This is a genomic window from Chloroflexota bacterium (assembly GCA_020161265.1).
Classification (GTDB): Bacteria; Chloroflexota; Chloroflexia; order Chloroflexales; family Herpetosiphonaceae; genus Herpetosiphon.
Map to the genome: position 1 here is coordinate 237,146 of JAIUOC010000003.1, position 26,228 is coordinate 263,373.

General features: G+C 52.2%; 35 protein-coding genes and 3 tRNA genes. 29 read left to right on the forward strand and 9 right to left on the reverse strand.

The window, feature by feature from the left end:
* Positions 1-79: 79 nt before the first annotated feature.
* The 7 genes from LCH85_08250 to LCH85_08280 form a co-directional block, all read right to left on the reverse strand.
* On the reverse strand, positions 80-571 hold the full coding sequence (locus LCH85_08250; GenBank protein ID MCA0351977.1) for a hypothetical protein: 492 nt from the start codon (positions 569-571) through the stop codon (positions 80-82).
* Positions 572-584: 13 nt separating this feature from the next.
* A complete protein-coding gene (locus LCH85_08255; GenBank protein ID MCA0351978.1) occupies positions 585-1,073 on the reverse strand; it encodes a hypothetical protein in 489 nt (162 codons plus the stop codon).
* A 17-nt stretch (positions 1,074-1,090) separates the two neighbouring features.
* The gene (locus LCH85_08260) at positions 1,091-1,570 is read right to left on the reverse strand and encodes a hypothetical protein (GenBank protein MCA0351979.1); all 480 of its coding nucleotides are present in this window, start codon (positions 1,568-1,570) and stop codon (positions 1,091-1,093) included.
* A 19-nt stretch (positions 1,571-1,589) separates the two neighbouring features.
* Entirely contained in the window at positions 1,590-2,072 is a 483-nt protein-coding gene (locus tag LCH85_08265) for a hypothetical protein (GenBank protein MCA0351980.1), read from the reverse strand.
* Between the two features lie 24 nt (positions 2,073-2,096).
* Entirely contained in the window at positions 2,097-3,188 is a 1,092-nt protein-coding gene (locus LCH85_08270) for a PQQ-dependent sugar dehydrogenase (GenBank protein MCA0351981.1), read from the reverse strand.
* 84 nt (positions 3,189-3,272) lie between these two features.
* Complete coding sequence (locus LCH85_08275; protein ID MCA0351982.1) at positions 3,273-3,587, reverse strand: hypothetical protein; 315 nt, start codon at positions 3,585-3,587, stop codon at positions 3,273-3,275.
* Between the two features lie 288 nt (positions 3,588-3,875).
* On the reverse strand, positions 3,876-7,034 hold the full coding sequence (locus LCH85_08280) for an ExeM/NucH family extracellular endonuclease (GenBank protein ID MCA0351983.1): 3,159 nt from the start codon (positions 7,032-7,034) through the stop codon (positions 3,876-3,878).
* Positions 7,035-7,301: 267 nt separating this feature from the next.
* Here LCH85_08280 and LCH85_08285 point away from each other — a divergent pair, with 267 nt between their 5' ends.
* The 5 genes from LCH85_08285 (at position 7,302) to LCH85_08305 (ending at position 9,815) form a co-directional block, all read left to right on the forward strand.
* A complete protein-coding gene (locus LCH85_08285; GenBank protein MCA0351984.1) occupies positions 7,302-8,918 on the forward strand; it encodes a hypothetical protein in 1,617 nt (538 codons plus the stop codon).
* Between the two features lie 65 nt (positions 8,919-8,983).
* Complete coding sequence (locus tag LCH85_08290) at positions 8,984-9,409, forward strand: GNAT family N-acetyltransferase (GenBank protein ID MCA0351985.1); 426 nt, start codon at positions 8,984-8,986, stop codon at positions 9,407-9,409.
* Positions 9,410-9,554: 145 nt separating this feature from the next.
* Positions 9,555-9,641, forward strand: a tRNA-Leu gene (locus tag LCH85_08295).
* Between the two features lie 20 nt (positions 9,642-9,661).
* Positions 9,662-9,737 (forward strand) — tRNA-Val (locus LCH85_08300).
* 2 nt (positions 9,738-9,739) lie between these two features.
* Positions 9,740-9,815: transfer RNA gene (locus LCH85_08305), tRNA-Phe, on the forward strand.
* 194 nt (positions 9,816-10,009) lie between these two features.
* On the opposite strand, the gene LCH85_08310 is transcribed toward LCH85_08305, so the two are convergent.
* Entirely contained in the window at positions 10,010-10,234 is a 225-nt protein-coding gene (locus LCH85_08310) for a hypothetical protein (protein MCA0351986.1), read from the reverse strand.
* 15 nt (positions 10,235-10,249) lie between these two features.
* Here LCH85_08310 and LCH85_08315 point away from each other — a divergent pair, with 15 nt between their 5' ends.
* Together LCH85_08315 and LCH85_08320 are read left to right on the forward strand one after the other, a co-directional pair.
* Positions 10,250-10,471, forward strand: a complete 222-nt coding sequence (locus tag LCH85_08315; protein ID MCA0351987.1) for a hypothetical protein — start codon at positions 10,250-10,252, stop codon at positions 10,469-10,471.
* A gap of 114 nt (positions 10,472-10,585) precedes the next feature.
* Positions 10,586-10,999, forward strand: coding sequence for a hypothetical protein (locus LCH85_08320; protein ID MCA0351988.1), 414 nt, complete (start codon positions 10,586-10,588; stop codon positions 10,997-10,999).
* Between the two features lie 167 nt (positions 11,000-11,166).
* On the opposite strand, the gene LCH85_08325 is transcribed toward LCH85_08320, so the two are convergent.
* Complete coding sequence (locus LCH85_08325; GenBank protein ID MCA0351989.1) at positions 11,167-11,418, reverse strand: helix-turn-helix transcriptional regulator; 252 nt, start codon at positions 11,416-11,418, stop codon at positions 11,167-11,169.
* A 136-nt stretch (positions 11,419-11,554) separates the two neighbouring features.
* Here LCH85_08325 and LCH85_08330 point away from each other — a divergent pair, with 136 nt between their 5' ends.
* The 22 genes from LCH85_08330 to LCH85_08435 all read left to right on the forward strand — a co-directional run bounded on the left by LCH85_08330 (position 11,555) and on the right by LCH85_08435 (position 26,204).
* On the forward strand, positions 11,555-12,103 hold the full coding sequence (locus LCH85_08330; GenBank protein ID MCA0351990.1) for a hypothetical protein: 549 nt from the start codon (positions 11,555-11,557) through the stop codon (positions 12,101-12,103).
* A gap of 92 nt (positions 12,104-12,195) precedes the next feature.
* Positions 12,196-12,504 carry a hypothetical protein gene (locus tag LCH85_08335; protein MCA0351991.1) on the forward strand — a complete coding sequence of 103 codons (309 nt, stop codon included), beginning with the start codon at positions 12,196-12,198 and terminating at the stop codon, positions 12,502-12,504.
* A 419-nt stretch (positions 12,505-12,923) separates the two neighbouring features.
* Positions 12,924-13,262, forward strand: coding sequence for a hypothetical protein (locus LCH85_08340; protein ID MCA0351992.1), 339 nt, complete (start codon positions 12,924-12,926; stop codon positions 13,260-13,262).
* 151 nt (positions 13,263-13,413) lie between these two features.
* A complete protein-coding gene (locus tag LCH85_08345) occupies positions 13,414-14,403 on the forward strand; it encodes a tyrosine-type recombinase/integrase (protein ID MCA0351993.1) in 990 nt (329 codons plus the stop codon).
* A 23-nt stretch (positions 14,404-14,426) separates the two neighbouring features.
* Positions 14,427-15,209 carry an SEC-C domain-containing protein gene (locus LCH85_08350; protein ID MCA0351994.1) on the forward strand — a complete coding sequence of 261 codons (783 nt, stop codon included), beginning with the start codon at positions 14,427-14,429 and terminating at the stop codon, positions 15,207-15,209.
* A gap of 104 nt (positions 15,210-15,313) precedes the next feature.
* Entirely contained in the window at positions 15,314-15,865 is a 552-nt protein-coding gene (locus tag LCH85_08355; protein MCA0351995.1) for a hypothetical protein, read from the forward strand.
* Between the two features lie 129 nt (positions 15,866-15,994).
* Positions 15,995-16,369 carry a hypothetical protein gene (locus LCH85_08360; GenBank protein MCA0351996.1) on the forward strand — a complete coding sequence of 125 codons (375 nt, stop codon included), beginning with the start codon at positions 15,995-15,997 and terminating at the stop codon, positions 16,367-16,369.
* Between the two features lie 118 nt (positions 16,370-16,487).
* A complete protein-coding gene (locus tag LCH85_08365) occupies positions 16,488-16,850 on the forward strand; it encodes a hypothetical protein (protein MCA0351997.1) in 363 nt (120 codons plus the stop codon).
* Positions 16,847-17,215 (forward strand): hypothetical protein, encoded by a 369-nt coding sequence (locus LCH85_08370; GenBank protein MCA0351998.1) that lies wholly within the window; start codon positions 16,847-16,849, stop codon positions 17,213-17,215. The genes LCH85_08365 and LCH85_08370 overlap by 4 nt, the downstream gene beginning before the upstream one ends.
* Positions 17,212-17,964, forward strand: coding sequence for an N-acetylmuramoyl-L-alanine amidase (locus LCH85_08375; GenBank protein ID MCA0351999.1), 753 nt, complete (start codon positions 17,212-17,214; stop codon positions 17,962-17,964). The genes LCH85_08370 and LCH85_08375 overlap by 4 nt, the downstream gene beginning before the upstream one ends.
* 108 nt (positions 17,965-18,072) lie before the next feature.
* Positions 18,073-18,354 (forward strand): hypothetical protein, encoded by a 282-nt coding sequence (locus tag LCH85_08380; GenBank protein ID MCA0352000.1) that lies wholly within the window; start codon positions 18,073-18,075, stop codon positions 18,352-18,354.
* A gap of 51 nt (positions 18,355-18,405) precedes the next feature.
* The gene (locus LCH85_08385) at positions 18,406-18,933 is read left to right on the forward strand and encodes a helix-turn-helix domain-containing protein (protein MCA0352001.1); all 528 of its coding nucleotides are present in this window, start codon (positions 18,406-18,408) and stop codon (positions 18,931-18,933) included.
* Positions 18,857-20,377 (forward strand): hypothetical protein, encoded by a 1,521-nt coding sequence (locus tag LCH85_08390; GenBank protein MCA0352002.1) that lies wholly within the window; start codon positions 18,857-18,859, stop codon positions 20,375-20,377. The genes LCH85_08385 and LCH85_08390 overlap by 77 nt, the downstream gene beginning before the upstream one ends.
* Before the next feature lie 13 nt (positions 20,378-20,390).
* The gene (locus LCH85_08395; protein MCA0352003.1) at positions 20,391-21,761 is read left to right on the forward strand and encodes a phage portal protein; all 1,371 of its coding nucleotides are present in this window, start codon (positions 20,391-20,393) and stop codon (positions 21,759-21,761) included.
* Complete coding sequence (locus LCH85_08400) at positions 21,721-22,272, forward strand: hypothetical protein (protein ID MCA0352004.1); 552 nt, start codon at positions 21,721-21,723, stop codon at positions 22,270-22,272. The genes LCH85_08395 and LCH85_08400 overlap by 41 nt, the downstream gene beginning before the upstream one ends.
* A gap of 36 nt (positions 22,273-22,308) precedes the next feature.
* Positions 22,309-23,160, forward strand: coding sequence for a P22 coat protein - protein 5 domain protein (locus LCH85_08405; protein ID MCA0352005.1), 852 nt, complete (start codon positions 22,309-22,311; stop codon positions 23,158-23,160).
* A gap of 36 nt (positions 23,161-23,196) precedes the next feature.
* Positions 23,197-23,355 (forward strand): hypothetical protein, encoded by a 159-nt coding sequence (locus LCH85_08410; protein MCA0352006.1) that lies wholly within the window; start codon positions 23,197-23,199, stop codon positions 23,353-23,355.
* A gap of 12 nt (positions 23,356-23,367) precedes the next feature.
* Positions 23,368-23,955, forward strand: coding sequence for a hypothetical protein (locus LCH85_08415; GenBank protein MCA0352007.1), 588 nt, complete (start codon positions 23,368-23,370; stop codon positions 23,953-23,955).
* Positions 23,956-23,966: 11 nt separating this feature from the next.
* Positions 23,967-24,416: a hypothetical protein gene (locus LCH85_08420; protein MCA0352008.1), complete on the forward strand. Its 450-nt coding sequence runs from the start codon at positions 23,967-23,969 to the stop codon at positions 24,414-24,416.
* A 59-nt stretch (positions 24,417-24,475) separates the two neighbouring features.
* Positions 24,476-24,862, forward strand: a complete 387-nt coding sequence (locus LCH85_08425; GenBank protein MCA0352009.1) for a hypothetical protein — start codon at positions 24,476-24,478, stop codon at positions 24,860-24,862.
* On the forward strand, positions 24,859-25,191 hold the full coding sequence (locus LCH85_08430; protein ID MCA0352010.1) for a hypothetical protein: 333 nt from the start codon (positions 24,859-24,861) through the stop codon (positions 25,189-25,191). The genes LCH85_08425 and LCH85_08430 overlap by 4 nt, the downstream gene beginning before the upstream one ends.
* Positions 25,188-26,204: a hypothetical protein gene (locus LCH85_08435; GenBank protein ID MCA0352011.1), complete on the forward strand. Its 1,017-nt coding sequence runs from the start codon at positions 25,188-25,190 to the stop codon at positions 26,202-26,204. The genes LCH85_08430 and LCH85_08435 overlap by 4 nt, the downstream gene beginning before the upstream one ends.
* Positions 26,205-26,228: the final 24 nt, after the last annotated feature.

Consider the following 26,228-nt stretch of genomic DNA (forward strand, 5'->3'; position numbering starts at 1 on the left):
CAGCAATATCAGCAAGATATCAGTTTGCTTGGGCAAGGCGAGGCATGGTTGGTTAATTCGTAAGCAATCTGCTGGATACTCAATTGGTTAAGCGCAACACTGGCATCAAACAGAGAAAGATCAATAGGTTGGTACTAAAGGCAATGACCCACGGTTGATACCAATGGCTGCGAGCGGGATCGACCTGCATTTGTTGATTTGGATCAAGGCTTAGGGTTTGGGCATAGCTTTGATTGAGCCAATAGTTCATTACCAACGCATCGTGAATACAAATCACCAACAGGAGCATTAAGTGATACTGGCGGACAAATCCCCAGCGATAGTTAAAGATCGCAGGTGCAAGGAAATATATGCCTGTCATAACGAGGATGATGACCGTCGCTCCAGTCATCAACAGCATAAAACTTTTAAGCATTGGTGCTCGCTGGTTGACCCATTGACTGCGTGGAAAGGCCCAAGCTTTAAACACCACCACAAACCAAATGGCCATGATAATTCCGATAATCCAAAATACTAGTTCAATCAGTGCACCGATTGGATTAATTCCACAGGCAATCAAAATCTGCTGCATAGCCGCCTCATTACTAGTTCATTGAATCGATCATTTGGAAAAACAAAGCAACGATGATCACAATTAATGTATTCGATTGGAGCGCGACGGCCCACGCAGGTTGATAGCTCATAGGCACAGCTTCAACCTGTAATTGCTGATCATCAGTTAGGCTGATTGCTTGGACATTCGGTTTAATCGACCAGCGATTGATCAAGAATGTATCGACAACGCAAACGATTGCCCAAATGAAAATTTGATAGGAATAGAAAAATCCAATTTCGATCACAAATAAAAAGGTTGGCAGAATATAAGCAGCGATGAAAACAAAGACCGTCACCACTCCTGTCATAAACATTAACCCAAAGCTATCGATAAACAATGAACGGCGTGCCGAACGCCGAGTTTTTGCCAGAAAAAACCATTTGATGCCTAAATTCATGAAAAATAGAACTAATACCCCAACTAAGGCAAAAATTTGACCCAATTGATTAGAGCCACAGGCAATTACAATCTGCTGCATGGCGGCCTCACTACTAGTTAATCGATCATTTGGAAAAATAAGGCAACGACGATCGCAATTAATGTATTTGAGAGGAGGGAAGCGACCCAGGATGGCTGATAGTTAATCGCTGCTGCTTCAACCTGTAATTTCTGATCGTCAGTTAGGCTGATTGCTTGAGCTTTGGGTTTGAGCGACCAGCGTTCGATCAAGAATGTATCAACAATGCAAACAATTGCCCAAATAAAAAATTGATACGAGTAGAACCCCCCGATTTCTATTATAAATAAAGAAGTTGGCAAAATATAGGCAGAGATGAAAACGAAGCCAATCACCAATCCTACGATAAAGGTTAATCCTAAGCTATGGAGAAATAACGAACGGTGGGATGCGCGTAGCGTTTGCGCCAGAAAAAACCATTTGATACCTAAAGTCAGACTAAATGGAATGACCATGATGAAGAAGAAAATCATATAGCCGAATGGATTGTAGCCACAGGCCAGAACGAGCTGCTGCATACCTGCTCCTTGCACTCATTTAGCTCAATACAAATACGCTGACAAAGAACAAGAGTAAACTACCAAGAATTGTCGCTGCAATCGCAAACAAGTTAATCATCACGGCGATTTTTGTTGGCGATTCATACATCTTTGGTGTATGATCAATAACTTGAAGCTGGCCGATTGGATCACGATTAATCGCTTTGGCTGCGCGTTGCTTGATAATCCAGCTCATGGTGAGGTAATCCAAAAGAATGATCCCGATGAAGCTGGTATAAATCGTGTCGGGTGAGCGGAAAACGACATAGCTCAACCAAATAACAAGCAGATTGCCAATAGTTAAACGAAAGCCATCAAGCCATGCCGAGCGATCAGCGAACCAATCGTAGAACATTAAGCCCATTGCTTTGGCCCAAATCGTCGCCGCCACTAGCAGGCTGCCCCATACCCATGCGCTTGTTGTTGAAATTCGGAAGGCCCATGGGGTCACGCCACAGGCAATGCTAATAATATGTGCCATCTTCCAGCTACTTTCTTGCTATGGTTAAGGTTGAGCAGCAATCATCACGATTGTGCCACGGTCGTAATCAGCGACCAACAATTGGCCTTGCGGGCTAATCGCGAAACCAACAGGTCGGCCAAAACCACTGGCGAATGGTTCAATCTGCTGTGTTTCGGCATCCATACGGACGATGCTATGGCCACGTAATTCTTGGCTATACCATGAACCTGATAAGCCAATGAAGGCATCGCCGTGATATCTGGCGGGAAACGCAGTGCCCTGATAGAACACAATTCCGGTTACACCGCTATGGGCAGGCAACAGCGCAACTGGCTCGTTGGTGGTCGCACAGTTGGCCGCATCACCGCCGCCATCAGCATCGGGCTGACGCAGACCCCAACAGCGCGGCCAACCATAATCGGCTCCAGCCGTGATTCGATTTACCTCATCGGGCGGGAGATCGTCGCCAAGACCTTCGCGCCCGTTATCGGTGGCATAAAGCTGTTGTTGTGGGTCGAAAGCTAGGCCAAAGGGCATGCGCAAACCAGTTGCATACACGCTCGATTCGCTGCCATCGGCGCGAAAACGCCGAATATAACCCTCTTGAATTCCAGCGGTTGCCGTATGATCGGCGCGTGTTCCCACGCCGAGATAGAGCCAACCTTGAACATCGGAAACCAGCGTGGCCGCCTCAATTTGATCAGGCAGATCGCTCAATAAAACCATTTGCTGATCGACCGTTCCATCGCTATTGTCGTCGCTCAAGCGCTGAATTTGGCCTTGCTCAACGACATACAACGCCTGCTCATACCAATGCAAACTCAATGGTTTGTTGAAATCAGTTTCGTACTCGCGGGGTGGGTTGGTTCCATCGCTGACTAGCACAGTGCCTGAGCGTTGGGCAATATACAAACGTCCTTGAGGATCAAATGCTAGCCCAGTTGGCTGATCGAGGCCCGTAATAATCGGGGTAATCGTGAATCCTGCTGCGATTTGAAGTTCGGCTGGTGGGCTGGTTGGTGGATTATCCGAGGAGTAATTGCCTGGAATTGAGCAAGCTACCAAAGCCAAGCCCAAAACCAAGCTCCAACTGCCATGTTTGACCCGTTGATAGGTATGCCAAAAAGCAAGCATCTCTCTCCAAATTGATTCGCTGTGGTGCTGCTAGCTTACAACCTGCAATGAGCACATGCAAGCCCCAATTTGGCATATTGAGCGTTAGGCTAACGGTTGATCTATAGCTGATTTTGAATCCACAAGTTTTGGATATTGAACGAAGCGCGTTGCCTTTGTAAACACGTGCAGCAGCTCGCCAAGCAGGCAGAATGTTCGATTACTGTAGATAATGTCAGCGTTGATTGCCACATAACTACTCACGCCAACACAGGTTGAACCAAGCATGCGCTGTTTTTCAACCAGATTGCCATTAACTAAATATTCAAGCACCGCAATTGCAGGGAAATTGGGCCAGTAGATATCATCAACATTGAATCCCAAACCTGCATTAATGAGGCAATAATTTGATTTTGCCAAATAAATTTCGATCGCGATCGTGTGATTGTTGAGGATTGTGATAATCCGATCATCATCGGACGTTAATCGATTCGTTATTGTGATGGTATTGTGGAATGGGCAGCGATTGAGATATTCGCTGATTGCCTCGCTACGGTCTGTATACTGCATGGCTGGCTGCTGCTCCAATGTACTTCAATCTGCTTCATTATAAAAATGCAATGAAGCCTGACTAGCGGCTTTAGGCTGATTAACCAAAAAAGCGCCCAACACCAATTGCTGGTGCTGGGCGCTTCGAGTTCAGCCAAATTAGTTTTTGGTGACTAATGGCATGTACACAGTGAAGCTTGGGGTTGTCGTTGCATTGACTGTCACGCTATCGGCGGTCAAGTTAATGTTGCTGTTGAGCACAGCGGTGTTGCCAACGCTACCCACGAAATTGCCCACGCTGCGCACAGCGATGGTATAGGTTTTGTTGCTATTTGGCGCGAGGCTGCTATTGGCACTCACGGTTTGACCGTTGATGGTCAAGCCACCAGTAACACTGACAATTTGCAGGTTGCTGTTGATAACATCGCTCAAGCTAAAGCTGCCTTCAGCTGCACCCGTGTTGCGAATCGTCAAGGTGTAGGTGAAGACCTCACCTTGTTCGACGCTGGTGCTGCTAACGGTTTTGGTTGAAGTGCTGAAGTTGGCGGTTGGAGTCGCGCCCAAGGCTAAGCCAACCACAATTGGATCGTGGTCGGAAGCACGATAGGCATCGTTATTGTACAAGCTGACGATTTGCCCAGCGCTCTTGAAATTGGTGTTGTAATCCAAGGCGATAGGTTCGTCGGCGTTGACGTGCAATTCTTGAACATCGGCAACTTGGCTGAACAACGACGTGCTAGCCAAGGCGTGGTCGAGTGAGCCAGTTTGGCCATCGAAAATGTATGAGTAGGCTTCGTCGCCAAGCAAGGTTTTGGGAATATTGACATAGCCAGCGTTGCGAATAGCGGTGATTGGATCTTCCATGGCGTATGAGTTCAAGTCGCCAATGATCAGATAATCGCTATCATCAACGTTGGTTGGGTCGGTATTCAACCAAGCCACTAATTCTTGGGCAGCAGTTTTGCGGGTCAGGTTACAGTTGCCTTGACCATCGCCCAAATCGGGGTCGCTTGGCACTGGGCTGACGTTATCGGTACAAGCGCTACCCTTCGACTTCAAGTGGTTGACCACTACCGTGAAGGTTTCGCCGCTGCTGGTTTCGGTAAACGATTGGGTCAAAGCTGGGCGATTACGGCCAGTTGTGCCGCTGCTGGTGGTGAAATCGCCGAATGCCCCAGTATTGAGTACGGCGGTTGTACCAGCCAAGCTAACCTTGCCAGGCTTGTAGAGTAAAGCAACCTTAATTGCATCAGTCCCCAATGGATTGGTTTGGCCAGTGCGAGTATCGACATCCACCAAGGCATAGGTACCTGGCGCGGTAGCCGTGTTCAAGCGATTAACCAAATCTTGGATTGCGCTGGTGCTGCCGAAGCCATCATTTTCAATTTCCATCAAGCCAATCACATCAGCTTGAGTCATGATGATTGCGGCAACGGTTTTATCAGCTTGACGTAAGAACTCAGCGCTATTTTCAGCACCACGACAATCGGTAGCTGAGCCACCAACCCCGCCAGTACAGTTGCCATTGCCAAAGGTGTTGAAATAGTTCAACACGTTGATTCCCGCAACCCGTAATGAGCCATCAAGCTCAAGCGAGGTTGGGCGTTGGTTTTCGGCTACGAAGTTTGGCGATTGGGTTACGCGCACACGGTAACTGTTTGGGCTAGCGCTGTTACCACCCCACGTGTAGGTCATCACACCTTGCAAGCCAGTGATGCTATCGCTAGCGCGAAGGGTGTTGGCGGCGCTCAAACCAGTGCCACCACGACCAAACAGAATTGGATCGGCATTCTGGTTGTTGAATGGATCATCGAGGATGATTTTGTGCAAGTTATTTTGGGCTTGCAATGCCAAGGCTGGAGCGCCTGGTGAAACCACGTTGGTTGGTTGTGCCAAGCGTTCGTTGAGCGATAAGGTTACTTGGCCGAAGCGAGCCAACAAGTAGTGTTCTGAAACAACCAGCTTTTGGTTGAATTGAACCAACATACCTTCAAAGCGCTCGGCATCGGTGGTTGAGGCAAATGGCAGAGTAACTTGGGTTGGGGTAACCGTGTTGGTTGGGCCACAAAGCTCAACCGTCAAGCTCCCGCTCAATTGGGTTTGGCCTTGATTTTCGCCAGCCGTACCGGTTACGCGCACGACTTGACCAAGCGCAACTTGATCAGCGCCGCCGTTGAATACAAAAATACCATCGGAGGTTGCATCGTTACTATCGCCAGCATCTTGCAGGTAGAAACCACGCAAAGCAGGCTGAGCACCTTCAAAATCGGCTACCACCGTCCCTTGAACGGTCACAACCGTACCATTTGCAGGCGTGGTTTCGCCAGTGCCTTGCACTTGGCCGATTGGGGTAACCGTGCCACCTGAACAGGCAACACCACTAGAAACATTGAAGTTGAAGCTATAGTCTTGGGCCATCGCATCAACGCTACCGTCGCGATCGGTTACTTGGCTGGCAACAACCGTTACGGTACAAGCATCGCTGGCAGCAAAATCGCTGCTAGGATCAAGCACATAGCTGGTTGGGCCACCAGTAACGCTGGCGGTGCGAGTGCCACTGGTACAGCTGATGGTGTACCAAGTGCCCGTTGTGGTGACTGGCTCGCTGAACGTAAGTGTGACGTTGGCGTTCAAAGCCACATTGTTAGCAGCATTGGCTGGTACAGTGCTAGCAACGGTTGGTGGATTATCGGTTGGCGAACCACCACAGGTTGCAACTGGACTGCTGCTATTACGCGGAGCTGAAGGGGTCAACAAACTGAAATCAGCAGCATTATTATCGGTATCAGTACAGCTTGTATTATTGCGTTGAGCACTATTATTGGCGCTAGGAGCAGCCACAACTGTGCCTTCAACAAATGCATTGGTAGCACTACCAAAGCCAACTGAATCGATGATTGTGCCTGTATTCAAATCACCGTTACGGATCGCGAAGCCGCCGCCTGTGCCAGAAATACCGCTACCAAAGGTTGCATCAGCGGTAACTGTGCCATCATATGAGGTCGCACGGCCTAAGAGATAGAAACCACCAGCAGGAATCACAACCGAGGTTGTCCAACTGGCAATTGAAACATCAGTTGTACCAGCAGCAGCACGATAAACGACGCGATGCCCATTCAAATCAACTGGATTGGCACTGATATTATGAATTTCGATAAATTCATCATCGGCGGTACCGCCAGCGGTTTGGAATTGACTAATGACAAGGGAGGTTGATACAGCACTGGTCGGAGTGGTGTATGTTGCGGACAACGAAGTACCAATCAACGTGAACAGCATCGTTAACGCTGTTAGGAGTCGTAAACCCTTAAATTGCACAGAATCCTCCACGATTCATGTAGAAACGCCGTCCAGAACAACTGTGACGGCTAACCAACGCGGGAACCTTCAGTTCTGAAATGTCATGCTGCATAAAGAAGATAAACCGCATGTCAATGCTGCTTTAACTGATGGTTAAATCTTGTAGGGTCTGAGTGTACCATAGACATAATCAACGGGCAACTTAGGCCAAAAGTACCCCCCTCTTTCTCAGCGAATCTTCATTGCACGATGGCTCAGGCTGTGCTACCATGCCGCACTATGGAGATGCAAAACTTGCCACCAAGTGGCCCACCAACTCAACGAGCAAGGTTGCTCACCGCCCTACGTTCAAGTCGTGCGATGCAAAAAATTCGTCAATACCAGACCGTCTTGTTGGCTGGTACGTTCTTTGTTTTAGCTGCAATTTTTGGTCTCAATTCGCAATCGACGATCGAATCGCCCTCTGGTGCGGCTAGCCCAACGAGTTTGGCTCAGGCAACTTTAGCCCCAGCTGATGGCTCGATTACGCCAACCCTGGCAACCAGCACCGAAGTTGCCAATACGCGCCCAACTCCCACCGATGTGGCGGGTGTGGTCGGGCCGCCAGCGCCTGATCGGGCAACGCCAACCAATGAGGGTGCGTATCCCCCACCGGTTGGTCAAGGGCCAACTTCGACGGTTGACCCGTTTCCAACCTTGCCAGTTGGTGGCACGACGATTCCACCATTCCCAACCGGCAGCACGGGCAATCGTGGCACGACTGCGCCAACCCAGAGTTCGGGCGGCTATCCTACGCCAAGTTCAAATAGTGCAACTCCAGCGCCAACCAATATCCCAGTGGCAACCGATGAATTGCCCTTCCCAACCGAGGAGGGCGAAGATCCAAAGCCAACCGAAGATCCATTTGAAGAAACTCCCAGTGCAACCGAGGAGCCGTTTGAAACTCCAACCGCCACCCCAACCGAAGGGCCAACCGCGACCCCAACCAATACGCCAACGCCTACCCCATTGCCTTACGATCTGATTCGCGGCAATACGCGCTGGACATTGGCTCAAAGCCCAGTCAAAATTCGCCGCGATACGATTATCGCCAAAGGTGCAAGTTTGACGATCGATGATGGCGTGGAAGTATTGCTCGATGCCAATACATCGTTGGTAGTTGATGGGACACTGACTGCTAATGCGGCCCGTTTCCGCAAGAGCGGCAACAGTTTCTGGAAATCAATCGTGGTTAATAATGGCGGTCAGGCTAATTTGAATTGGGTTGATATGCGCGGTGGTGGCTCCGAAGGCGTGTTGATTTCAGCCCTTGGTGGCAATACGGTCATCCAAGATAGCGTCTTTGAAGAGAACAAAGGCCGCATCTATATCAGCGGTGGTAACTTTGATATGCAACGCAGCAGGGTGGTTGGCTTTGCTCCAATCAGTGCCGAAGTGCGTGGCGGCAAGAGCCTGCGCTTATTCAGCAATGTGATTAATAACACAGCCACCGATGGCGCAACTGGCGTGAGTTTGAGCGCAACCGCCGACGATGTTGAAATTGTCTTGGAGAAGAACAGTTTCCGTGGTAGCAGCGGCACGAACGTTCGAGCGCAATTCAATCAATCATTGAATGCTGTGTTTCAGTGCAATAGCTTTAGCGGCGGAGCCTATGGCCTGCAAATCAAATCAACTGACCCAACCTTAGATGGTTCACGGATTCTGATTAGCGGCAATAGCTTCCAAAGTCACAAAAACTATGGTCTAACTGGCGATGTTGGCTTTGATGCCCGCAACAACTGGTGGGGCGATGCCTCAGGCCCATATCATCCTGAGCAAAATGGTGCTGGCACCGGCGATGCGGTTGGGGTTAATTTAACCTTCAGTCCGTGGCTGAACGCCAAACCAAGTTGCGCCCCCTAAAAAATCGATGTTGCAACAGCCTCAGTTCTATGACTGGGGCTGTTTTTTTGTTTGGGAGCATGATTATGGAATGGCAAAAGGGTGACTATACGATCAGCACTGATTCAGCTCGGCTTGATCATGCGGCAATTGTTGACGGGCTGCATCAAACCTACTGGGCTGCCGAACGAGCGCCAGCAACAATTATTCGTTCGGTGAAACATTCGTTGTGCTTTGGGGTTTATCACGGTCAGCAGCAAGTAGGCTTGGCACGAGTAATTACCGATTACGCGATTTTTGCCTATTTAGATGATGTTTATATTTTGGCTGAACATCGTGGTCATGGCCTTGGCAAGTGGTTGGTGCAAACCGTGCTGGCTCACCCTGATTTGCAAGGCTTACGCCGTTGGCTGTTAGCAACTAGAAATGCCCATGGTTTGTATGCTCAATTTGGTTTTATCCCAATTGCCTCAGCCGAGCCATGGATGGAAATCTTCAATAATCAAGCCTGAAATGGAATCAGCTTTGCACGTTGATTGAGCAGATTTGGCGCAGGGAAGATAAAATTTGACAAGAAAGCTAAAGCTGATTATAATACCACGGCACTAAACAATTGAATAACGAAATGCAACACAAACCAAATGTTGCAAACCACCTGCCCAGGTGGCGGAATTGGCAGACGCGCTACTTTGAGGGGGTAGTGGGAGCAATCTCGTGTGGGTTCAAGTCCCACTCTGGGCACCAAAATCGTTATTCAATCAGATGGGTGATTAGCTCAGTTGGTAGAGCGTCTCGTTTACACCGAGTAGGTCGGGGGTTCGAGTCCCTCATCACCCACCAATGCCACTTTAGCTCAGTTGGTAGAGCATACGACTGAAAATTGTAGGGTCTCCGGTTCGAGCCCGGAAGGTGGCACCAAATCTAGACAACCAGTGATGAATTTCATCGCTGGTTGTTGTGTTTTTACTACAGAAACTAGCTGTAGTAGTTCTATGGGGTGATGGCATCATTCAGGAGGCAAGATCCCCGCTTGATGCCTAGCCTACCCTTCCTCACTTCAATCAATATTGCTATTCATCATCGAACCTTCGTTGCACTTGTAAGGGTAAAAGCTAAAGGCCACTATCTGGGTTTTCCCTTGGGATAGCATTTTGTGGAACCCGAGCTTGATTGGCTTTTCCCAACTGTTGCTGGATTCCACTGATCACTTCATTAAGTGAATGGGAAACATTACCGTTTTGGAACTCGCATTCCATTGCTACTCGAACATTGTCGTCAATCTTATTATCAATAACCAGCGGTTGCACATATTCAACTCGGATTATGATTTTACTCATTGAAAGGACTCCTTTATGAGTGACGATGCAGAAATGTTCATTTCCATTACTTTCAAGGATGCTAGTAAAAGCGATTACTACATTGTTAAGCGTTCAGTATTAGAACAAATAGTAAAAGACTTCAATAGTTATCTTGAAACAGGAGCATTCCTTCCTGGCTCTTATGAAGCAAGAACTCGTGGAGGTCCAAGCGTTCTGCTTTCGATAAGGTTCAGTGATGTACGGATGATTGGATAAATGGTGCTGATCCTGAGCCGAGGGATTACAAGATTGGTAGCCCACAAACTTGTCAGCTAACACAATGGGAAAATTGACGAAATGTGATCCTTGAGCGAGCAGGAGTAAGGTGTAATGCGAAAAATGCTCACATTAGGGTTCGTTGCTCTTTTGCTTGGAGCATGTGGCCAATCGAATCAACAAAAGATCTTGGGTAAATGGCAAATCGATGGTGAGACGGTATATGTCACAGATGGATCGATGATTACCCTGAATGGCCCAGAAATGTGCTACCAACTAGAGGGCGATACGATCAAGACGGCTTTTGCCAATCAAGCAACTATACCGTCATCATTGCGCCAGCAATTCAAAAGTACTCTGAAATTTGATGGCGATACGATGACGATGATCCCAGAAGCAACTGATAGTACTAATGTTTATACCCGTATCGGTGACATCTCAGATCAAGATAAATTGTTGTTGGTTGAGAAGAAACTTCGCGAACCAGGAACACCTTCTTGTTCTGATGTTATGAATAGCTTTAAATAACACGGCCACCCACCACCCATCCCAATTAGGCCGTGTATATATGGAATTTAGATTGGTAATGTGCGTTATCTCGTAAGGGGTAACTGGCTTTGCGTGGTAGTGACTGTTGGTATTTGGCGATGCTCTCCAGTACTACCACAAATAGAACTAGCCCATCTCGTAGGTTGCTAAACTGTTACGAGATGGGCTAGTTCTATTTTAGACTCTGAACCTTCTTCTGAATCTTCAAAAACCAACAAGTCTTGAACTGTTATACCCAACGCTTTGCACAACTTTGCTACTGTCTCAGTAGTAATGTTGATTGTTGGGTTGTTCTTGATGTTCGAAATTCTGGCGGAGGTAAGACCCGTCTGTTCGGACAGATCCTTCACTGAGATTTTCCGTCTCCACATAATCTCATCCAGATTATTACGAATCATGGCGACCCCCTATCGAGATGCTATGATTCTAATGTATAGAATAACATCTGTCAATAAGCTTTATTATGATACTATTCTATTGACATTATTATCATATAAGGTAATATATTGCTTATAAAGATAAGGAGCTACAACAATGACACACACTAAGGAAATCCGCTACGACTGCATCACCAAAGACTTCGCCCTCTACTTGAACGGCGAATCGATCGGCTATGCCAGCTCTTACAGCGAAGGCGAAAGCCGCTTGAACGAATTGGTCTATGACCTGTTACGCCGTGCCTCACACGCTGACATCAGCGACTTGACCCCCGAAGACGCTGATGTCGTCTTGGACGCTACGGTAGCTTTGGCTGGGGAAGTTATCACCGAGAACAGTGAAATTGAAGAATCAGCAACAGTTGTGGCTGATGTTGCAGCTGCATCAACATTCGAAATGATTGCCGGACCTGGCACTGAAAAAACTACCTACGTCAACACCCCAATTGATGCCCTCGCCCGAACCATCGCTATTTTGGGTCGCAACTGGCAACGAGCGATCCGCGCGGGCCGCTACGCCGATGCTGAGCGCATCGAGTCCCACGAGCAATCCGTTCGCTCGCAATTTCGCGCATTGGCCACCTCACCAACGCCGCCGGCTATTCCCGCCGATCGCCACGCTCTCGTTCGCCAGATTAAATACTAAACCCTTCACTGCTCGTCAAAGCAGCAAAGGGCAAAGCGATGACCGAGGTATTGATTGGACTCCTTGCCTCGGTCACGAAAGGATGATACCTGATGACTACCGAAACCGTCAATCGTCGAGACCGCCTGAGTCGGGTCAGCCACATTCTCCAGCTTGCCACGATCATTGCGGAAGAAGAAGGCCTCGACGACAACGCCGCATATGAATTGGCCGAGCAAGAATATGATGCCACGGTGGCTGCCGAGCTGGCGTGGAGTGAGCATCAAATCGTTACGCCTATCCAAATTATTCCAACCACATGGGGTATGGTGCTACGGCGTGATGGTCAGAGGATTGTTCTAAGTCTCCGCGATGTTGGCCCTGTGGTGCAAGCACTTACCGAGTGGGGGCATCGTGTATGAATGGTCGCTACTACTGTATGCAATGCCCAACGGTTTGCCACACGGCTGCCATGCTCGCTTTGCATAAATCTCAATCACATCCGCTTATGCCACTGCCAGCACTCAACCCGAATACGCGCAGACAATGCCCAGTGTGCAAACGTATGATCAAGCATCGCGATTGGGCAACCCATCAAAGCGTTATTCATCCGGCAGCGGAGCCAGCATGAATCGCAAAAAGCTGTACCGTCCTCGCAAACTGCGAAGACGACAAGCGCCTGAATCCCCAACCTATGATCCTGAAGTACTTCGTGCTATGGAATTGGGTTGGCCATGTAAATGCAGCGTTTGTAGGGAAGCATGGGCTGAAATATTTAGCCCAAGTGATAGTAGTTGGTATTGTCGAGTTTGTTCAACCTCAATTACCCAGGAGCAAATCAATGTCTGATACAACATCAACCATCAAAGTAGATCACCAAATTCACTTCACCATCGATGGATTCCCATGCACGACCTCGGTTGCGGGCGCGACGGCGGAACAACTGAAGGTGGTGATTGATCGGTTGAAATCGATCGGTGCACAACCACCAACCGCGCACTCGTCCCAACCAACGGCGGCAGTTGCATCGACGAGCGCTGTGGCCCAACGAACGTGCCCAGTTCATGGAACCGCCTTGCAATTACGCCAAGGTACACGGCGCGGCAAACCCTACAAGTTTTGGAGTTGCAACAGCACTGATGCTGATGGTGAATGGTGTGATCATACTGAGAAACCCTAAGCCAATCGCGAAACGAATAGCATGGCTATCGCGATCAACTGACCGATGATGGATGACCCGCCAGCAGTCCAAATCAGGCTGTTGGCGGATGTTTTTTTAGCGCGAAACGGTTATGATAATATGAATTATACAAACCGCTGGAGAGTCGAGCATGAATAATGATTTTACACTCGCATTAACTACCCTTGCTGCAAGTACGCCAGCTGCAATTCAACCAACCACCAACCCCTTTATCGCCTATATCGCTAGTCTGCAAAGTGCCAATAGCCAACGCACCATGGAGAAGCAGCTGCATAGTTTGGCAACAATGATGGGCTTTGCCGATGCGCATGTGGTTCCGTGGTCGCAGCTGCGGGTTGAACATACCCAAGCCTTGTGGGCCAAACTCGCCAGCAGCAAATCAGCATCCACCGCCAACCTCATGCTCTCGGCGTTACGCGGGGTGCTGAAGATGGCGTGGCGCATGGGCCTGATCACTGGTGAGGACTACACGCGAGCGGTTGATCTCAAAACAGTCAAAGGGAACGCACCCGATGCCGCAGCGGGGCGATCGCTCACCGCTGCCGAACTCCGCGCCTTATTTGCCGCGTGTGCTGCTGATTCATCGCCCGTTGGGCGGCGTGATGCGGCGATTCTGGCACTGGCCTATGCCGCTGGCGGTTTGCGTCGGGCGGAGATCGTTAATCTCGATCTGGCCGACTTCAATCCTGAAACGGCGATGCTGACGATTCGTGGCAAGGGCAATAAGGTGCGGACGGCATATGTGCGGGGTGGTGCGCGTGATGCCCTCGACGAGTGGCTGGCAGTGCGTGGCGATGAAGCTGGGCCACTCTTCTGGCGCTTACAAGCTGGTGGTGTGGCAGGCCAGATGTATGAGCGGCTTAGTGATCAGGCGATTTATATCTTGTGCCAGCGACGTGGCAAGGATGCCAATGTGCGGCATTTCAGCCCGCACGATATTCGACGAACCTTTATTAGTGATCAACTGGATGCGGGAACGGATGTCTTGACGGTTGCCCGGCTGGCAGGTCACAGCAATGCCAACACCACGAGCCGCTACGATCGGCGGGGTGAGCGAGCCAAACAAGCTGCGGCTGATGCATTGCATGTGCCATTTGTTGTTACACAATTTGATAAATAAAATAATTGATGAAAGGATTTATAATGGCTAAACAAGTAAAAATACCCATATCAAGACAAGAGTTAGAATCTCAGCTTGAAGATCACCTACATTTCCTTCAAAAATCATGTCAAGATTTTGATAATGGTGATGAACGTGAAGCTAAAAGAATATCAATAACACTTAGAATCCTATTACATAGCACCCGTACTTCTCATAGTTTATTAGATCAACTAGGTCGTAAAAATATATCATTTTATGATACATCTACCGATGATTATAAAGGTAATCTATCCATATATAAAGGATTAACAGCTGAACAACTTATTCCTGGTGGAATAGTGTATAAAGCTCGTCTACAAAAATTAAGGAGCAGTCGTTGGACTAAATTTGATGAATGGTGGACAAAAATTATTATGGATAATAGGAAAGGTCTTACTTTCTCACGAAGAGATTTTGTTCTATATGTGGCTGATCAAGATGGTGGTGCCCATGTAGATCCTGCAATTGATGAAAGATATGTAGAATTATCACGAAAAAACCCAATGCAGCTATTTATTGCTGTTAATGCTAACCAAGAACCTGTTACTCATATCGAACGGGTTACTATTCGCCAAATAGCACATGAGGTCTTAGGAACAATGATTCCTAACTACACTTTTATTCCTCCTCCAATCACACATGAAGGGCCTTGGGTTGCTGATTTAGCAGTTGTACCCGGAACAAAACCTCCGCCTACAACGCCCATTAAGAAAATTGGTAGAAATGATCCTTGCCCTTGTGGTAGTGATAAAAAATACAAATATTGTCATGGTATACAACGATAGCTTAATATAGGAGGAGTGCTATAATTGTTAACAGACTTTTCAATATAGAATCAATTATAATCACGATGGCTAATATACTGAACATATCGGATAAGGAGTACCAAATGATGAATCTGATAATGGAGAATATTCTGAAACAGCAAAATGACTTTAACGAAAAATCATCTATGATCAAGAAGAAATTCGATGATTTTTCCGCTGAATTTATACATAACCTAAAAAATGCTGTTTCCGAAGGATCGCGGATGGGTATAAAAGATATGAATTTTGTGAGTGCTAAAAGCCTATCAAATGAAATTTCTGAAGATATATTTAAATTAAATAATAGAGAATACGTAATTATTACAGATAGTAGAGCTAATTATATTTTTGTGAAAAATAAATTACCTTTAATTACATATAGAATGATTATATATAATAATGATAAAAATGCAATGCCATATATGATTATAAATTTACAAGAAAACGGAGGTAATTCCATAAAGTTATATATAGAGAGATATACATCTACAAATGATAGCGATATCATACATCAAGAAAATGACATAGACGATAAAAGTCCATCTACATCTGTTCAAGAAGTGATACGTTATATATATAATACAAAAAATATGTGGCTTAGTGTACCACTATATAAATATCATGAAAAATCATAACTTATATCTCGAAATACTTGACAAGCGCACATGGGTGCTGGTATAGTATTGCTACCGTAAGGACGGATGACCGCCTACGATGTGTGCAACACATCGGGGCGTTTTTTATTTCCCCACCGAGGAGGGGATATGCTTCCAGAGACGCTACGCACCATCTATGGCGATCCGGATGCGGATGCAACGGAATTTGGCACCAAGTACTTTGTGTGGGGAACACCGCCCGATCCGAACGCAGCATTACCCAGCACATCTCCGCAGCGACGGCTGTGCGGCGCACGCTTTACTTATCGGATTCGCCCTGGCGAAAGCAATCATGAGTTCGAATCCCGCGTTGATGCGCTAGCCCTGAAATTCTTGAGCGGCAGCGGCACATTGTATATCGAAGGCGAAATGACCTTTAGTCGCCATCGCTATACTGAAGCAGCCCTGACCCTGTATCATGCGCCCATTGTTGCCCCCATCGATGTGCCCAAAGTCCTTCGTCGTCCATCCGCTGCGGCCTAGAGCGCCATAGCAGGAACAATCGAATCATTTGGATAGTCAGTAGTTACGAGACGCGGCTATCAACCCTCACCTGAGGGTTGGTGGCCGCTTTTTTTATGCCCGTTGGAGGAACCCGCTCATGACCGAAGGAGACTTGCTCAAAGTGTATGGCCCTAGCCTCTTTCTGGTGGGGTGGTTCCTCTACCGCGAAGTCTGGCCGTTGCTCAAAGAACGCCTGCGTCCTGACCTCGTGGCCCAACGCCGCAAGGCCGAAGCCCAAGCCGAAGCCAAGGTCTTGACCGCCTTTATCGACAACACCGCCGCCATGACGGGGCTGAAGCACACGCTGGAGGTGGTGTCGGACGAAATGAGCCGCCTGCGCGAAGGGCAAGAAGTCCATACCCAGTTGTTAGCCGAGTTGTTTGGCTTTTTCCGGCAGCCGCGCCCCAGTCCCAATCCGAGCACGCGGCCACGCCCCAGCAAAAAAGGAGAGACCGTATGACCACCGCTGTTTCCGCCAGTTTGTTGAGTACCCTTGTGCAGCTGCTGCTCGCCGTGCTGGTGCCGCTGGCGCTCGCCGTCGCCGCGCGGATCGGTCGCCGCATCGCCCGGGCGCTGGAAGATAAAGCCACCGCGCTGCTCAGTCGCGAAGAACGGGACACCCTCTATAGCGCGATCAAGGTGGGCCTGCGGGTGGCCCAAAGCTATGGCATTACGCCCGATGGGGTGCGTCACCAGATCGAAGCCAAGGGTGTGGAGGCCGCAAGTCGCTATCTGAACGAGCTGGGCTTGCACTTTGATCCGAAGTTTCTTGTTGACCTGTTGCATGCCGAATATCAGAAGCATTTTGGAGCACCCACGTCATGACCTTCGTGATCGATCGGCGCTGGCGCAAACATCACCGTCCGGTTGGCACGGGCTGGGATTATCGCCCGAAAGGCATCAAGCCTAGCTCTGCCGTGATTCACACGACCAACGGCAATCGGGGTAGCAGCTTTGAAGCCGAGGCCGACTATTTGGAAGCCAGTAGCGGGGTGGGTGCGCATTATTTGGTTGGCCAACGCGGCCAGATTGCCGAGATTCTGCCGCCGATCTATCGCGCCTGGCATGCGGGAGCGGCCAAGGACGATTGGATCAATAGTCGCTCGATTGGCATCGAATGCCATCACGCGGTTGGCGAGGCATGGACTCCCGAGCAACGCGCGGCCCTCGCATGGCTTTGCCAACGCCTGATGGCCGATTGGTCAATTGTCCTCGGCGCAATTGAAACCCATCGCTTTGTGGCTTTGCCTGCGGGACGCAAGCCTGATCCTTCCGACTGGACGGATCGCAGCTTCTATGACTGGCGAGCGGCCCTGATCGCTCCGGTCCAACCAGCTGGAACTTATCCGGTGGCGCTTGAACTCAAAGTGGCATGGCAAACCAGTGGCGGTCTGTGGCATGCGTCGCAGTTTGCCCCGGGCTATGCCCTGACTCCCTTCTTTCGCCATCCTGATGGCCATCAGTATCAACTCTTCGAGCGCAGTGGTGCACGCTTTACGCCCCACGGCAGCATCGAATGGTTGTTTACCGACGAAGTGGAACGCCTGAAACAGTGGTGGCACACCCACCCATAATGTCGCTTTGGCGACGATCAGCGGCGGTGCGGCTGCGCCGTGGGCGGGGCTAGAGCAGCAGAATGGCTGTGTTCCCCCGCCCCACCGCAAACTTTTCAAGGAGATCGCATGCCACGTCGCCTTCCGGCTGACCAAATCACACTGTTTTGGCAGGCCTACGATGCCAGTGGCAATGCAAGTGCAGCGGGGCGGATTGCGGGCCTGAGCAAAGACCAAGCCCATCGGTTGCTCAAGAAACGGGGTGAGCGTCCGGTGGCCACGGTCACGCGAGCGCAACTCGAAGCGGTGGTGCAGCAGGTCGAGACGCTAGCGACTGAGGTGCAGGCTGTGCGCCAACGGCTGGTGCGGTTGGTCGCCTTGTTGCCAGCACCACCCATTTCGAATCACTAATCCATCGATACCGAATCATTTCGAATCATTGTCGCATCACCTGAGGCTGCCATGGGACGCAAAAGCACGATTACCGATGAGCTTGCCAACCAGCTGTTAGCCGCTGCCAAAGCGGGATCGAGCCAACGCCAGATCGCGCGGGACTTCGGCTTGTCGGTCAGTACCGTGCAGCGCTTTTTCGAATCACTGCCGACGGCGACCGCGCCAACGCTCATGCAGCATGCGGCGGTCGTCGAACGGGCTGGCTCGTCGCTCTGGGATAGTCGTGCGGCGCTCAGCGACAACTACCAACGGGCGCTCGATCTGGTGAGCAAGCTCGACGCGGGCATTGTCGAAGTCGATGGCGAGTACACCAGTCGCACGCCGATTGCCGTGCATGTCGCGGCGCTGCGCGAAGTGCGTGAACACATCAAAACCAGTTTGGCCATTCTCAAGTTATTGGTCGATGTTGATGAAGTGCGCCGCTTCCAACAAGCGGTGCTGACGGCGATTGGAGAGGCTGATGAATCGACCAAACAACGCATCCTCGCGACCCTCCAAGCGCGACACGCTCTGGAGTTCCCTGTTTTCCGATCTTAGCCTTGCCGTTGGTGGCAAACGCACGGTGTTGCCCTATGCCCATGATCCGGTGGCCTATGCGCGCGAGGTGTTAGGGGAAGTTTGGTGGACGAAGCAGGAACAGATCGCGCGGTCGTTGCTCACGCCGCCGTATCGCACGTTGGTCAAAGCGTGTCATAAGGTTGGCAAAACCCACCTTGGGGGCGGCTTAGTCAACTGGTGGTACGACAGTTTTGATCCGGGGCTGGTGCTGACGACCGCCCCGACCGATCGCCAAGTGCGTGACCTGCTTTGGAAGGAAGTCCGCATGCAGCGGCGTGGCCGCGCGGGCTTTACTGGCCCCAAGTCGCCCCGCTTGGAGAGTACACCCGACCATTTCGCCCATGGCTTCACGGCCAAAGATGGCGATTCGTTTCAAGGCCATCACTCACCGCACACCCTGTTCATCTTTGATGAGGCGGTGGGGGTGGCCAGTGTGTTTTGGGAAACCGCCGAATCGATGTTCAACGAGGGCGGCGCATGGCTGGCGATTTTCAATCCGACCGACACCAGCTCGCAAGCCTATGCTGAGGAATTGAGTGGGGGCTGGCATGTCATTTCGATGAGCGTGCTCGAGCATCCCAACATTCTAGCCGAATTGCAAGGCTTGCCGCCGCCGTTTCCCTCGGCGATTCGCCTGAGCCGTGTCGATACCTTGCTCAAAAAGTGGTGTCGCGCACTCAGTCCCGAAGAGCCAAAACGCGCCACGGATATTCACTGGCGCGATGCCTGGTATCGGCCTGGACCGATCGCCGAAGCGCGGTTGTTGGGCCGTTGGCCATCGCAGGCGACCAACAATGTCTGGAGTGATGGCGCGTTTCAGGTGGCAGAAAGCCTGTTGTTGCCAGCCAGTGATGAACCGTGCGAGCTGGGCTGTGATGTGGCGCGGTATGGCGATGACTTTACCGAGATTCATGTGCGCCGTGGCGGCCACAGTCTCTATCACGAAGCGGCCAATGGCTGGAGCACGGTCGAAACCGCAGGGCGCTTGAAGCAATTGGCCAATGAATACGGGCGGCGGTGTGGGGTCGATGGTCGCGCGATTGCGGTCAAAATCGACGATGACGGCATCGGCGGCGGCGTGGTCGATCTCGCCGACGGCTATACCTTCCTCGGAGTCAGTGGGGCACGCACGGCCTACGATCCCGAGAAGTATCCCAATCGCCGCAGCGAATTATGGTTCAGCGTGGCCGAACGGGCGATGGAGCAACGCCTGAGCTTCGTTGCGCTCGATGCGGAAACGCGCCGCGAGCTGCGTCGCCAAGCGATGGCTCCCACGTGGAAGCAAGATAGTCAGGGACGGCGGGTCGTCGAGCCAAAAGCCGACACCAAGAAACGGATTAAGCGCAGTCCCGATGGCATGGATGCGGTCAATTTGGCCTATGCCCCCGCCCCGATCGTCAGTTTTGGCCCAAGTCTTTGGTAAGAAAGCAGCAGAAATGGGTATGTTTCCACCAACCGCCACCAGTAGCATCATTAGCCAGCACCTGCATGGGCAGCGCGTGGCTGATGATTTTCAGCGCTTGCAGCAGTTTCGCGCGGCGTGGGAAGCCTATCGCAAACAGGATACGCCCCCGCTGCCGATCGAAGCCGGACGACCCAACGACAACGTGCGGGTCAATCTGATCAAGCTGATTGTCCAGACCTCAGTCTCGTTCTTGTTTGGCGATCAGGTGGCGTTTAGCGTGCCCGATGCCCCACCCGATGATCCACGCATCCAGTATCTTGATCGCATCTGGAATGCCGCCAAAAAGATGACGTGGCTCTACAAACAAGGCATCAACGGCAGCCTATGCGGCCACATCTTCGCGCGGATCTATCCCGAGCAGCCGCTGCCGCGCATCGTGATTCTCGATCCGGCGACCGTGACCGTGCGCTGGGCGGCGGACGATCTGGATCGGGTGGAATGCTACCTGATCGACTACAGCGCTTATGAATGGCAAGGCAACCACGAAGTGCTCGTCAGCATTCGCCAACGCATCGAGCGCACTGATACCGGCTGGCGCATTCTTGACCAACGGAGCCAGCCCGATAAACAGGCCTTCGAGACGTTGCATGAAGCACCGTGGCCCTATCCCTTTCCGCCGATCGTCGATAGCCAAAACCTCGCCGCGCCGAATGAATACTGGGGTGAGGCCGATATCACGCCCGACCTGATTGCCCTGGTCAACGCGGGCGATTTCACCTTATCCAACCAACAACGGATTGTGCGCTTCTATGCCCAGCCGCTGACCGTGGCCAAGGGGATGGACCCCGCGCAGCTCAAGCATGGACGCGACCGCACGGTCTTTATTCCGCCCAATGCCGACCTGAGCATTGTTGAGATGCAAAGCGAGTTAGCGGCTAGCCTTGACCATCACAGCCGCATCAAGAGCAGTATTCACGAAGTGGCCCAAACACCGGAGATTGCCACGGGCAAAGTCGAAGATCTCGGCAACCTGAGCGGCTTAGCCTTGCAAATCCTGTATGGCCCCTTGCTGCAAAAGACCGTGCAAAAACGCATGCTCTATGGCGATTTCCTGAGCGAACTCAATCGCCGCTTGCTGATGATTGGCGGCTTTCCCGAGACCACCACCACGGCGGTATGGGATTCCATGCTACCAGCTGATGGATTGAGTGAACGGAATGTTGCCCTTATTGATCGCAAGCTTGGTGCAAGCGAAGCCACGATCCTGACCAAACTGGGCTATGACCCCGCCCATGAACGCGAGCAGCGGCAGGCCGAAACGCCGCCCGACCATGACCCCATGACATCCAAAGGAGATGCTGATGATTCGAATCCTGATCCCGCAGCGCCTGCTGAACGCTGATGATGGCGGGGGCAGTGGTAGTGATCCCACCCCACCTGCTGCACCACCAAGTCCCGCACCAGCGCCCGTGCTTTCACCAGCGCCGCAACCTGCCGCACCGCCACCCGCTGCTGATACACCAGACCTGCATGCGCGGTTGGCCACGTTGGAAACCCAACTCGAAGCCGATCGGGCGGCGTTGCGCAGCGAGCGCGGCGCTCGGCTGATTGAGCAAACCGCTGCGGCCCATGGCCTCGATGCAGGGTTGCTGGGGCGCTTGGTTACGCCGGAGTTTGATGAGCAGGGCCAACCCAAGCCGCTCGATGCCGCGATTGCCAGCTTGCTCACAACCTATCCCTACTTGGCCAAGCCAGCTGCTGGTGGAACGGCTGCGCCTGCGCCAATCGGAACCAGTCCGGCCAATCCGGCGCGGCCACCAGTCCTGACCAAGGCCGCGATTGAACGCATGACTCCCGAACAAATCAATACCAATTGGGATGCAATCCAAGCCTACTTAGCTCGCCAAGGCTAAGCATGAGCACGCATGGCGTGTCAGAAAGGAACCGATATGGCGCTGAACAATTTCATTCCGGTGGTCTGGAGTGCGCGGATTCTCTCGAATCTGCATCGTGCCCATGTGTACGGGCAAGCAGGCGTGGTCAATCGCGAGTATGAAGGTGAGATTCGCGATGCGGGCGATACCGTCAAGATCAACAGCATTGGCCCGGTCACGATCGGCAATTACACCAAGAATACCAACATTGGCGACCCTGAAACCTTGACCGATGCCCAAATGACCTTGCTGATCAACCAAGCCAAATACTTCAACTTCCAAGTTGACGATATTGATCGCGCCCAACAAAAGCCCAGTGTGATGGATGAAGCGATGAAAGAAGCCAGTTATGGCCTGCGCGATGTCAGCGATGGCTTTATCGCCTCGCTCTATACGGGCGTGGCCGCTGGCAATGTGATTGGTAACGACACCACGCCTGTCACGCCCACCAGTGCCAATGCCTACGATTACTTGGTCGATTTGGGCACGCTGCTCGATGAGGCCAATGTGCCATCGGAAGGGCGCTGGACGATCGTGCCGCCATGGTTTCACGGCTTATTGCTCAAAGATGATCGCTTCGTCGGCGTTGGTTCAGCGAGCAGCGATCAGGTCTTGCGCAATGGCCAGATTGGCTCTGCTGCGGGGTTTAGCGTGTTGAAGTCGAATAGTGTGCCCAACGTGGCGGGAGCCAAATACAAGATTATGGCGGGTCACCCCATGGCGATCTCGTTTGCTGAGCAAATCGTCAAGGTTGAAGGCTATCGCCCGGAAAAGCGCTTTGCCGATGCCGTGAAGGGCTTGCATGTCTATGGCGCGAAGGTCGTGCGGCCCACCGCCTTTGCCGTGATGACCGCCAATCGAAGCTAGCACGGATGGGCTGTGACCTAGCAGAAGGAGTGCTCTATGTGGGTGTTGAATACCGAAACCAATGTGACGTGGGAAGTCGATGGCGAGCTGGCGGAACGCCTCGCCGCCGATCCAGCTTATCGTGTGGTCGATGCGCCGAGCGATGATGCCGCTGCGGAAGATGGGAAGCAGACCAAGAAAGCTTCCACAAAGTAAGGATAGGCCGCCATGCTGTATGTGAGTAGTGCTGAAGTTCAAGCGCAATTAGATGATGCACCCGCCGATCCTGACCTCATTGAACCCTATGTGGTGCGGGCCTCGGATATTGTGCGCTCGGCCTTACGGGTGCTGCTGCGTGATCCATCCTTTGAGTTTGTGCCCAATCCGGTGGCCACGATGCGCGTGGTCACCGGATTGCCGCTGCCGACCTTGACACTCGAAGCCCATGCGATTGGCAGTATTAGCCTGATTGAGCAACGGCTGCACGGCGCATGGGAACCGCTGGCGGCGACGGCGTGGCTCGAAGATGCACGCGGGGTGCTGCATGCGGACGCGGTGTGGGATGGCTATTGGGCCACGAGCTGGACGGATCATGCGCTCTATCGGATTACGGCCATCTGGGGCTATGGGGCCGTGCCGCCTGCGGTCGTCGATGTGGCGCTGCAGCTGACGATTAATCTCTATCGCTCGCGCACCACAGGCGGCATGATCGATAGCGTTGGCGTGCATGGGCAGGGCACGACGCGGGTGGTGGCAGGCCTGACCAAGCAGCAGCTGGCGATTCTGGAGAGTGTGGTTGCGCCATGGCGAGCCTAAGAACCGTGGCGATGGCGCTCCAACGCGGTGTGCCTGCCCCATGGCGGGCCGAGGTGCTGCAACGGGTGGTGCTGACGGTCAAAAGCGCGATCGAGCAGGCGACCCCGATCAAGGATGGCCACCTCAAGGCCAATACGCGCCATGAGATTCTGACCACAGGCGCAAAAGGCCGGATTTACAACCGCACGCCCTATGCCGTGTTTGTTCACGACGGCACGAAGCCGCATGTGATTCTGCCCAAATTCACCTCGCGCGAAGCCGCTCGCACGATCGGCGGCGGTGCGGCGCTGCTGGCGTTCCAGATTGGTGGCCGTTGGGTGCGCACGCGGATGGTTCGCCACCCGGGCACACGCGCCAACCCGTTCATGCGGCGCGGCCTGACCGAGGCACGGCCCAGTCTGTCCTTACTGCTGAAGCTGGCCGCTGCTGACTTAATGAGCGAGTTACGAGGTCGCCCATGACGATCACCTATCAGGCCATTATTGACCAGCTACACCGACGTTTCGCCCTGCTACCGAGCTTGGTACGGCTGAATGCCAGTGGCCAGAATGTCGCTGTGTTGGCCGAAGAACCCAAGACGATCAGCCAATGCCCGACGCTCTACAGTTTGCTCGAGCACGTCACCTATGCCCCCAGCACGCCCGTGGCGATCAGCGAGGTCGTGATTCTCTCGCGCCTCGTGGTCGCCGATGCAGGCAGCGATCGCTGTGAAGCCGCCGTGATGCCCTATGTCTTTGACCTGCCTGCCACGATCAACGGTTCGTCAGAAGGGCGGCGCTTAGGCAACTGGATTGTCTTGCGGCGGGGGATTGCCACGGTCGAACGGGCGGAAGCGGTGTGGGTGGCGATTGGCGGCAAGAACCTGTACCGAGCGCTCGATCTGTATACGAGGATTACCCTGCAATGATCTATTTTACCTATGTGGCCACGCCCGATGACGGCTTTTTGCCGGGCATTCCCTTGGCTGACCTGACCGCGACCCACTGTATGCAGATGGCCGATTGGCAGCTGCGCAGTGTGGCCGCAGTGGCCATGTACCAGCCAACGCCTGCGGGTGTGGCGTATCTGGCGGAACGCTTGCCCGAACCCGAACCCGAGCCAGTACCGGAAATTCCGAGCGACCCAGAGCCACCTGCTGACCCTGAGCCACCCGCTGACCCTGAACCCGAGCCACCGATTGATCCTGAGCCAACGCCGACGGCGACCAGTGTGCGCCGCCGAGGAGGTGCTGCATGACCATTGCCCAACAAATTGCCTTTGAATATTTCGCGATGGCACGGGAAGCCACGGCGGGCACGCCTGCCAGTGCACCGACCCACTATGTCACTGCCAAAGGTCAAGTCGATCCCGAGATTGCCCACGATGAGCCGGAAGAATCACGCGGCACATTGGCCAAGATCTACCGCTCGGCGGTGGTTAATCGCCAATCCAAGTGGAAAGCCAGCGGCGGCCTTGATCTCGATCTCATCCCGTTTCTGCTCCAGATGATGCACAACGGAGCGCTCACCACGCCAACGACTCCAGCGGGGGCAACGCTGGGGCGCTTGTGGGAAGCCACCCGCGTGATGACCAGTGCCAATACCAAATTCGCGACGCTGTGGTTTGGCGATCCCAATGTCCAAACCTTTCGCGCGGCGTTTGGCGGGCTGAACAACCTCAAACTGACCAGCAATGTCGTGGGCAATGCGGCCACCAAGCTTGATTTGGATGGCTTTGCTCAATTTATGGAAGCCGTCACTACGCCTGCGTTGCCTGCTCAAACCGCTGGTGATCTAGTGATTCCGAGTGATCTGGAGTGCTGGATTGACCAAGGGAGCGATGCGATTGGCACGACTCCGGCAACCTTCCGCGTGATTCAGGTCGAGCACACGTTTCAACCAGGGCTGGAACCGGATAAGTCGGCGAGTGGCCCGAGTGGTAACCGCACGTGGAATCGGGTCAATGTGGGGGTGAGTTCGCCCCAAACCATCCTCACGCTCTATTTTGACGACCTGACCGATTACGACCGCTGGCGCAACGGCGTGCGTTGTAAGGTGCGGGTGCGCCATAACGGCTCGTTCATCGAGACCGTGGCGGGGAATCCGAGCTATCGCTATCTCGAAGTCGATGGCTATGGGGTGCTCAAAGCGATGACGTGGGGCGCACAGAAGAACGCTCGCACGATCAAACTGACCCTCGACCACGCCTATGAACCCACGATTGGCAGTGATCTGCGCATCGCGTGCCAAAACACCAAAGCCACCGTGTAAGCCACGGTTTTCGCGCAACGTTGA